Raw genomic sequence first — 2,576 nt, forward strand, 5'->3', positions numbered from 1 at the left:
CCCGTTCAAGCTGCTAATGGAGGCATCCCTGTTATTCAGGGAAAGGTTGTTCGCGACAAGGCTAAGATCCTGCCGAGCCTGAATGTTCCCCGAAACCTCCATGTTCCCGCCCGCATTGACCTGAAGGCTCTTCCCGGCATAGACCAGTCCCTTCTCCGTATCGGTATAATTGCCCATTCCAAGCTCAACAACACCTGAGCTCGCCTGGATAACGCCATTGCTGTTCTCGATGTCACCGCCATGAAAAACAATATCCCCAAAGCCATTGTCCGAACCAGCCAGAATCATCCCTGAACGGTTCATCAAACCGTCTGACTCTATATGAACATTGCCCGCATTCGAGCCAATCTGGCCATTATCGTTATTCAGCTGTCTGCCACCAATATCCACAATACCCGAGGGAGTGACTATCTGGCCATGATCATTACTGATATCTCCAGAGGCGGAAACCCTGACATTCCCGGATGCCTGCGTTCCTATCCGGCCATTCATGTTGACAACCTTACCCGTTGCCTGAACCCCGATATCCCCCTGTGTGGTCAGGATAGAACCATTGCCATTGTCAAGTGAGGAGCCTGTCAATGACACATTCCCCTGACCCGTACGGATCAGGCCGGACTGGTTATTGATATCCCCGCCACGAACCGTTACATCCCCTTTGTTCAGAGAGCCAATCTGGCCTGAACTGTTGTCAATTTTACCTTTTGCCGTTAGGGAAATATCATTATTCTTGGTTAAGATACTACCTGAATGATTTAATATATCCCCTTGAATATCAAGCATTAGTTTGTCTGAATTCGTATTTATCTGATTTCTGTTATCCATGGAACCAGCTTTGATTGTCAACACGCCCTGCGAGACAAATATGTTTCCCGCATTGAGAAAGCCGTTGACGATGGCAAGTGTTCCATCCCCGTTCAAGCTGCTAATGGAGGCATCTTTGTTATTCAGGGAAAGGTTGTTCGCGACAAGGCTCAGACCCTGCCGAGCCTGAATGTTCCCCGAAACCTCCATGTTCCCGCCCGCATTGACCTGAAGGCTCTTCCCGGCATAGACCAGTCCCTTCTCCGTATCGGTATAATTGCCCATTCCAAGCTCAACAACACCTGAGCTCGCCTGGATAACGCCATTGCTGTTCTCGATGTCACCGCCATGAAAAACAATATCCCCTGAACTCGTGATCAAATTACCATTTTGGTTATTCAAATTACCACTGGTGATTTGAATATTACCGGCAGGGGTAATGAACTTGCCATTCTTGTTGATAAAATCATTTTTGCTGACAAGAGTTAAATTCCCGTTTTTCAGACTGCCAACCTGACCATTCGTATTGTCAAGAGTGTTTCCGGACAGTTCAATATTGCCCGCAGACGTGACAAGCTGACCCTGATTGTTCCGGATATCTCCTCCGGCATTCAAGGTCAGGTTGCCAGAAGTCTTTATACCAATCTGGCCACCAGTATTGTCAATATCGCCCCTGGAATGGACATTGACTGTCCCATTGTCTGTCAGTATAGAGGCGCTTCCGTTGTCCAATCCAGCAACATCCAGTAAAATATCCCCATTGGTTGTGCGGATCAAACCCTGTTTATTGGTCAGCTTCTGGCCCGTTATTTGAACATTGCCATCCGTTTTAACGCCAATCTGACCATTCGTATTGTCAATATCGCCCTTGGCTTGAATAACAGCATCATGAGCATTCGTAACCAAAGAACCATTTTGATTGTCGAGATCACCATTAATATCAACATGGAGTTCACCCTCTCCATTGATCAAATTACCATGGTTTTTAAATGAACCTGCTGAAAGTGTTAAACGTCCCCTGATAAAAGAAAGACTTCCCGCATTGAGAAGGCTATTGGCGATGGCAAGTGTTCCATCCCCGTTCAAGCTGCTAATGGAGGCATCCCTGTTATTCAGGGAAAGGTTGTTCGCGACAAGGCTAAGATCCTGCCGAGCCTGAATGTTCCCCGAAACCTCCATGTTCCCGCCCGCATTGACCTGAAGGCTCTTCCCGGCATAGACCAGTCCCTTCTCCGTATCGGTATAATTGCCCATTCCAAGCTCAACAACACCTGAGCTCGCCTGGATAACGCCATTGCTGTTCTCGATGTCACCGCCATGAAAAACAATATCCCCAAAGCCATTGTCCGAACCAGCCAGAATCATCCCTGAACGGTTCATCAAACCGTCTGACTCTATATGAACATTGCCCGCATTCGAGCCAATCTGGCCATTATCGTTATTCAGCTGTCTGCCACCAATGTCCACAATACCCGAGGGGGTGACTATCTGGCCATGATCATTACTGATATCTCCAGAGGCGGAAACCCTGACATTCCCGGATGCCTGCGTTCCTATCCGGCCATTCATGTTGACAACCTTACCCGTTGCCTGAACCCCGATATCCCCCTGTGTGGTCAGGATAGAACCATTGCCATTGTCAAGTGAGGAGCCTGTCAATGACACATTCCCCTGACCCGTACGGATCAGGCCGGACTGGTTATTGATATCCCCGCCACGAACCGTTACATCCCCTTTGTTCAGAGAGCCAATCTGGCCTGAACTGTTGTCAA

The 2,576-nt window shown here is 48.4% G+C and carries 1 protein-coding gene; it reads right to left on the minus strand.

Features of this window, described 5'->3' with window-relative positions; all coding sequences use genetic code 11:
• The coding region (locus H3T57_RS09025) for an S-layer family protein (protein ID WP_198194178.1) at nucleotides 1-2,576 on the minus strand (2,576 nt) is incomplete at both ends.

The sequence above is a fragment of the Commensalibacter sp. W6292M3 genome (genome assembly GCF_016101315.1).
Taxonomy (GTDB): Bacteria; Pseudomonadota; Alphaproteobacteria; order Acetobacterales; family Acetobacteraceae; genus Commensalibacter; species Commensalibacter melissae.